The 6,825-nt window shown below is 42.2% G+C and carries 8 protein-coding genes; all 8 read right to left on the minus strand.

What is annotated here, in order from left to right; all coding sequences use genetic code 11:
• The coding region (locus tag RWZ99_RS08355; RefSeq protein ID WP_314677973.1) for a PTS transporter subunit EIIC at positions 1–982 on the minus strand (982 nt) is incomplete at its 3' end.
• Positions 983–1,132: 150 nt separating this feature from the next.
• The gene (locus RWZ99_RS08360; RefSeq protein WP_314677975.1) at positions 1,133–2,074 is read right to left on the minus strand and encodes an AEC family transporter; all 942 of its coding nucleotides are present in this window, start codon (positions 2,072–2,074) and stop codon (positions 1,133–1,135) included.
• A 163-nt stretch (positions 2,075–2,237) separates the two neighbouring features.
• Positions 2,238–3,050 (minus strand): metal ABC transporter permease, encoded by an 813-nt coding sequence (locus RWZ99_RS08365; RefSeq protein ID WP_314677977.1) that lies wholly within the window; start codon positions 3,048–3,050, stop codon positions 2,238–2,240.
• Complete coding sequence (locus RWZ99_RS08370; RefSeq protein WP_183137059.1) at positions 3,043–3,750, minus strand: metal ABC transporter ATP-binding protein; 708 nt, start codon at positions 3,748–3,750, stop codon at positions 3,043–3,045. Before RWZ99_RS08370 ends, RWZ99_RS08365 begins: the two co-directional genes overlap by 8 nt.
• Position 3,751: 1 nt before the next feature.
• Positions 3,752–4,195: a zinc-dependent MarR family transcriptional regulator gene (locus RWZ99_RS08375; protein ID WP_314677982.1), complete on the minus strand. Its 444-nt coding sequence runs from the start codon at positions 4,193–4,195 to the stop codon at positions 3,752–3,754.
• A 163-nt stretch (positions 4,196–4,358) separates the two neighbouring features.
• On the minus strand, positions 4,359–5,336 hold the full coding sequence (gene dusB / locus RWZ99_RS08380) for a tRNA dihydrouridine synthase DusB (RefSeq protein WP_314677985.1): 978 nt from the start codon (positions 5,334–5,336) through the stop codon (positions 4,359–4,361).
• Complete coding sequence (gene hslO / locus RWZ99_RS08385; protein ID WP_314677987.1) at positions 5,329–6,195, minus strand: Hsp33 family molecular chaperone HslO; 867 nt, start codon at positions 6,193–6,195, stop codon at positions 5,329–5,331. Before hslO ends, dusB begins: the two co-directional genes overlap by 8 nt.
• A 79-nt stretch (positions 6,196–6,274) precedes the next feature.
• Complete coding sequence (locus tag RWZ99_RS08390) at positions 6,275–6,634, minus strand: hypothetical protein (protein ID WP_314677990.1); 360 nt, start codon at positions 6,632–6,634, stop codon at positions 6,275–6,277.
• Between the last annotated feature and the right edge of the window lie 191 nt (positions 6,635–6,825).

Here is a 6,825-nt window from a genome sequence, read left to right on the forward strand (position 1 = left end):
TAGCTACCACCATACCCATCAAGATACCAAATGAACCAATCATTTGACCAACTTTAAAGCGGGCTGGTGTAACGGATTCAAGAAGGTGTTTGTATTGTTCTGGGTTTGAACCTTTAAGGTTTGCAAGGTCAGTAACCCAAGCAAGCCAGAGTGGGTCTTGACCCAATACTTCAGTACCTTTAGCGGCACCAGTCAATACGTGGTAAGTACCACCCAATTGAGTATAGTTAATTGGGATAGTCAACATGTGGTGGAGACCAAATGGCAAGAGAAGACGTTCCAAAGTACCGAACAAGAATGGTGCCAAGATTGGAGCAGTTTCTTTTGAGTTGGCAATCCACATACCAAAGCCGTTGATTCCTGATTGGATAACTGGCCATACGATAGCAAGAACGATAGCTGCGATAGCTGAACGAAGAATAACTACGAATGGTACGAAACGTTTACCATTGAAGAATGACAAAGCTTCTGGCAATTTACGGAAGTTATAGTATTTGTTGAAGGCAGTAGCTCCGATGAAACCAGAGATGATACCTACGAACACACCCATGTTGAGGGCTGGAGCTTCCATAACACTGATGAAGTAATCAGACACCTTGATTGATTGACCAAAAATGGTGTGGACTGTAGCAGCCTTATCAGCAAGCATATCTGAAGTAACACCAAAGATTGAACCAGTCAAACGGTTAATCAAGATAAAGGCAAGACCTGCTGCAAAGGCACCGCCTGCACGTTCCTTAGCCCAGCTACCACCAATGGCAAGGGCAAACAAGATGTGAAGGTTACCAATAACCCCCCAACCAATTTGCTCAAGAAATCCACCAGTAATAACGAGAGGTGCCACGTTTGGATTAATCATGGCAACCGTTTTACCGATAGAGATCATAAGACCTGCTGCTGGCATAACTGCGATAACAACCATGAGGGCTTTACCGAATTTTTGCCAGAACTCAAAGCCAAATTTTTCTTTTAGCTTATTCATTTCATTTCCTCCTACGTTTGATGCAAACGTTTGCATAACTTATGTAATTATTATAGCATCTTTTGATAATTTGTAAAGCGTTTTCTTAAACTTTTTTGATTTTTTTTACAAAGAGAAACCCCTAGCAAAAAACTGAGGGGGCTCAGGCATTTATGAGGCCATTAAAACCATGAGAATTGGGATAACAATCATGGTCGCGAGGGTAGTCTCAGTCACCATGACAGCAGCATAATCACTATCAGCTCCGTAGAGTTTGGCAACCACAGGTGCATTGGTCATGACAGGCATAGCTGACTGGATGATAAAGACTTGCTTCATCAAAGTTGGGAGGGGCGCCCAATATACAATAATAGTCATCAAGAAAGGAGAAACCACAAAGCGTCCTAGCAGAATTAATATCTGGTCTTTTTTCAGAACCAACTGCTTCAGTCCTGCATTAGACACTGACAAACCGATGAAAATCATAGATAAAGGAGTTGTTAAACTACCTAGGTACTGCAAATCACTGGCTAAAAATGTCGGTAACTGAATATGAAGAATAACGATAATAAGACCTACGATAAAACCCATAAGAGGGGGAGAGAAAATCTTTTTTAAACTTGTTTTTAAATCAAAATCAGCCTCTCCTTCACCATCACGCTGGATGAGGTAGGTCCCCAAGGTCCAGAAAAAGGTCGTATTACACATGTAATAGATCAGAACATAGGGAATACTAGCATCCCCAAAAAGAGCCTGGTTGATTGGTAGTCCCACGAAGATCGTATTAGAATTAAAAAACATGGAAATAAAGAGTCCACGACGATCCTTTCTTACTGCAAAAATCTTAGCTACTGCTGTTGCAATCCCAAGCAAAATCACCATAGACAGAGCAGGAAAACGTAATTCTGGCAACATCTTAAGCAGGTCTGCTGCCGTGAAGCGCTGCGTGATGGTATAGAGCATGTAACAAGGCAGAGCAATTTGAGTGACTAGCTTAGCTACTAGGCCACGTGACTTGTCATCAAACCAGCCTTTTTCACCCATAACGAAGCCCACTAAAATCATACCCAGAATGACTAGGATACCAGAAATACTGGTTAAAAAGATTTCCATGCTTCCTCCTTTTTATTATTGCTAGGATTTATGGCAGACACTAGCAAAATCTGACTGATTTTGCTAGACTAAAAATCTACCATTATTTTTTAACTCAAATCTAAAAACCACTTTAGTATATCACAAAAAGAGCTCGATTTCTCAAGCTCTTTTCTTCTATTATTTACTCTGCTTTTAGGAGAGGTTCAAAGATGGATACCAGTCCAAAGAAAGCAATGAAAATCAGTGTGATGGTCGCACTAGCTGGTGTTTCCCAATAATAGGAAATAAAGATACCAGAGAGCATGCCAACCAAACCAATACCAATAGCCCAGAAAATAACAGACTTGAAGGTTTGACCTATTTTCATACCAATAGCTGCTGGAAGAATCATGATGGTAGAAACCAAAAGTGATCCTGCTGCCGGAATCATCAGGGCAATCGCTATCCCTGTCACAATATTGAAGAGGAGCGACATAAGACGTACTGGCAAGCCATCTACATGAGCAGTGTCCTCGTCAAAAGTCAAAAGATACATAGGACGAATAAAGAGAAGAGTCAAGATCAGTACAATAGCCGCAATCACAAAGAGGGCATGCACCTGCTCAGAGCTAATCGTGATGATAGAACCGAAAAGATAGCTATCCAGACTCATGCTACTGCTACCCGCCTTGTTACTTAGAATAAGAGCCACTGCCAATCCCATTGACATGAGGATAGCCGTTGAAATCTCCATATAATGCTTGTAACTGACCCTGAGATATTCCAAAACCAAAGCGGCAATAACCACAACCACAAGGGTCATCCAAGTGGTTGATTGTCCCAAGAAAATTCCCACAGCCACCCCAGCTAAAGAAACGTGACTCAAAGTATCACTCATCAAGCTCTGACGACGGAGAATCAAAAAGAGTCCCAAAATAGGTGAAAAGATACTGATAGCAATCACGGCGAGAATAGCACGTTGCATAAAATCATAGGCTAATAATTCACTAATCATGTTTGTGCTCCTCTCCATCTTTTTCATGGACATTGAAACAACGCCAAGGCAATTTTTGGTTACGAACCAGATGGATATTACGGTCTGTGTACTCCTTGACTTCCTCTGGATCGTGGGTAATCATCAAGACAGATTTGCCATGCTTATGAGCCGAGTGGTGCATGAGTTCATAGAAAGTCTTGGCTGTTCCTGCATCCATCCCTGTCGTTGGCTCATCTAAGACAAAAATATCTGGATCTGAAGCAAAGATACGAGCAATAACAGCACGCTGCTTTTGACCACCTGAGAGACGCCCAATTTGCTTGTGACGATTTTCCCACATGCCAACAGACTCTAGGGCACGTTGAACATGCTCCAAGTCGTGCTTCGTCAAACGACGGAACCAGCCCTGACGAGGATAACGGCCAGACTTAACAAACTCGTATACCGTGCTTGGAAAACCTGCATTAAAGCTGGCAATCTGCTGTGGAAGATAGGCCATACGAAGCTTTTTACCATCTTTATTGGTCTCAGAGATGGTTACAGTTCCCTTCTTAGGCTTGAGAATTCCTAGGGTAGCCTTAATAAGCGTTGACTTGGCAGCTCCATTTTCCCCAGTCAGGGTCACAAACTCCCCAGAATCCAAATGATAGTGAATATTGTCCAGGACGGGCTCCGCATCATACTGGAAGCTCAGTCCTTCAACTGTAATATAGCGCATCTTATTCCTCGATTTTTTCTGCTAATTTTGTCAAGAAACGTCCAATAACCTGACGCTCTTGCTTATCGAACCGATCCAATACAGACCGATAAACCCCCAAGGTCTCTTGGTGGTGTTCCTCATGCTCTTGGGCTATGGGTTGAGCTTCTGGTGTCAAGACAAAGTAGGTCACGCGCCCATCATCCTTGTCTTTCTTAGCCTCCAACATACCCTCTTTGACCAAGGTTTTAACAGCCTTGGTAACAGCAGCCTGGCTGACATTGAGAGTCTTAGCCAACTCCGAATTGGTCTTTCGCCCCTCAGACAAAAGCATGAGAATATGCTCCTGGGTGTTGGTTAACTTAACCTGACTACGGCACTGACCAATGAGGAGCTCATGCTGATTTTCAGCCTTAAGCAAAATTTGGTTAATCAATTGATTTACTTGTTCTTCTAGTTCTAGCATTGCTTTCTCCATTTACTTAACCAGTTAATTATATCGAAAACACAAAGCTTTTGCAAGGGAGGACCAAGAAAAAGATCGACCGTCCGTCGTCATCAATATCAAGGAAGAATAGACCTAAAATAAAAACCTAACCAAGTCGGTTAAGTTTTCATCATATATACATTTATCTCAAGGTTGAAAAGATTTCTTCGACCTGAGCGACAGACTCGGCACGTGAGACTTCACCACGAACCTTAGCTGCTCCAGCTGTTCCACGGAGGTAATGTGGTGCAAGACCACGGAATTCACGGACAGCAATCTTTTCACCTTTAAGATCCACCAAACGTTTGAGGTGGTCTTCAGCGATATCCAATTTCTTATCAAATGGAAGCTCTGGCAATTCCTCTCCTGTTTCGAAGAAGTGGTTGATTTGCGTGAAAATGTAAGGATTGTTCATGGCTGCACGCCCTACCATAACCGCATCCACACCAAGTTCTTCAATCATGAGTTTAGCATCTTGAACACTACGAACATCGCCATTTCCGATAAATGGAATCTTAGTGATAGCCTTAGCAACTCGGGCCAAAGTCTCATGATCACAGTGACCTGTATACATTTGTTCACGGGTACGCCCATGCATAGCAAGAGCAGAAACACCTGCAGACTCAGCTGCAAGGGCGTTTTCCACAGCCAAATCACTGTCTGACCAACCTGTACGCATCTTAACGGTCAAAGGAATATCAAGCACTGACGTCACTTCCTTGACAATGTGGTAAATCTTGTCTGGATCCTTGAGCCACTTGGCACCTGCTTCATTTTTGACTACCTTATTGACCGGACAACCCATATTAATATCAACAATATCAGCCTTGGTATTGGTCTGAATAAAGTCAGCAGCACGCTTCAAGCCCTCAGCATCACCACCGAAAAGCTGAATAGACATTGGATGTTCATTCTCATCAATATGAAGCATGTGGAGGGTTTTCTCATTATTGTAGAGGAGACCTTTTTCAGAAATCATCTCCATCACCACAAGACCAGCACCAAACTCTTTTGCAATGGTACGGAAGGCAGAGTTGGTCACGCCTGCCATAGGAGCTAGGACTGTTCGGTGAGGGATCTCTACATTTCCAATCATGAAGGATGAATTAAGTTTAGTCATTGATGAGTTCCTCCAAGTCAGCTTCTGAAAATTCATACTTGTTTTGGCAGAATTGACAGATGATTTCAGCCCCATGGTCCTCGTCTTTCATAGCTTGAAGTTCATCCTTACCAAGCGTCAAGAGGGCATTTTCAAAGCGTTCACGTGAGCAATCGCACTCAAAGCTAAGTTCCTCTTCAGACAAACGTTTGAAAGGCTCATCCCCATAAATGGCATTCAAGAGAGCTTCGATATGGTCATCAGACTCCAAAAGCGTTGAAATGGCTGGCATCTCTTGGATGCGTTTTTCGTAACGAGCGATTTCTTCCTCGCTAGCTCCTGGCAAGACCTGAAGCATGAAACCACCAGCAACCTTGACCTTATCCTCTTCGTCAAGAAGTACATTAAGACCAACAGCAGACGGGGTTTGCTCAGACTCTGTCAAATAATAGGCAAAATCTTCACCAATTTCACCAGAAATAAGTGGTGTTGATGACGTGTAAGGATTACCAGTTCCATAATCGATGATTGAGACAAACTGCCCTTGTCCCATGAAAGGACCTACCAAAACTTCACCAGTCGCTGTTTTCTTGATGTCTACACCTGGATTTTGGATGTAGCCCTTAACATGTCCCTTGGTATCAGCTACAGAGATGATATGACCAAAGGAGCTGTTTCCGATAACCTTAACTGTAATTTTGCTTTCACCCTTTTGGTTAGCTGCCAAGATTTGATTGGCAATAAGAGTACGCCCCAAAGCAACTGTTGATGATGATAATGTATTGTGTTTTTCTTGTGCGGTTCTAACTGTTTCAGTGCTATCAAGAACATAAGCACGGAAAGAACCTGATTCTGAAATTGTTTTTATTAATTTATCCATAGTGTCTCTATTATAACACAAAAAAGAGGGTGGAAAAATCGTAAACGCTTGGCGTTTTCTCTCCCACTCTCTCTAGCAATTACCATGAAAATTCGGACAGTTTTTCCCTCAAGCTTGCTAGTTGCCTATTGTCAAAATGATGTTTCTGCCTTATTACAGGTGGTAAATTCTCCAAATACTCAATATAGATGCTAACAAGGAGATTATAGTCATTAGTCGTCAAACGTTTGAGTTGACTATGAATGAAGACTGTCGCCTGTTCATACTTTTCATGAATTAACAAATCATCAATGTAGTCATTTCCATCAACAGTGTTCCCCTGCTCGTCTTCCACCTGACCTAAATCAATATCCAGAGTCTCAAATTTAAAAGCCTTGCTGACGACATTAGCTGTCCCTCGAATCTGATTAAGTAGCCAGTCACTGTTATATACTCCCATATTAGTCCCCTCCATTACTTGCTGTTCAAATCTATTATAGCTTTTTAAATATCGATTGTAAACGTTTTCTAGGTATTGTAATTCCCCTTCACTAACATTAATCTAGAGCACATTTCCCCCATTTTTCAAGCAAAACAAAAGGCTCTATAATTTCTGTAGTGGGTAAAACCACCGTAGAGATTATAGAGCTT

Source organism: uncultured Streptococcus sp. (assembly GCF_963545685.1).
Lineage (GTDB): Bacteria > Bacillota > Bacilli > Lactobacillales > Streptococcaceae > Streptococcus.

Excerpts from the sequence above, each read along its gene's own strand:
- RWZ99_RS08370 (WP_183137059.1), bottom strand. The coding sequence starts at position 3,750 with ATGCGCTATATTACAGTTGAAGGACTGAGCTTCCAGTATGATGCGGAG.
- RWZ99_RS08375 (WP_314677982.1), bottom strand. The coding sequence starts at position 4,195 with ATGCTAGAACTAGAAGAACAAGTAAATCAATTGATTAACCAAATTTTG.
- RWZ99_RS08360 (WP_314677975.1), bottom strand. The coding sequence starts at position 2,074 with ATGGAAATCTTTTTAACCAGTATTTCTGGTATCCTAGTCATTCTGGGT.
- RWZ99_RS08390 (WP_314677990.1), bottom strand. The coding sequence starts at position 6,634 with ATGGGAGTATATAACAGTGACTGGCTACTTAATCAGATTCGAGGGACA.
- hslO (WP_314677987.1), bottom strand. The coding sequence starts at position 6,195 with ATGGATAAATTAATAAAAACAATTTCAGAATCAGGTTCTTTCCGTGCT.
- RWZ99_RS08365 (WP_314677977.1), bottom strand. The coding sequence starts at position 3,050 with ATGATTAGTGAATTATTAGCCTATGATTTTATGCAACGTGCTATTCTC.
- dusB (WP_314677985.1), bottom strand. The coding sequence starts at position 5,336 with ATGACTAAACTTAATTCATCCTTCATGATTGGAAATGTAGAGATCCCT.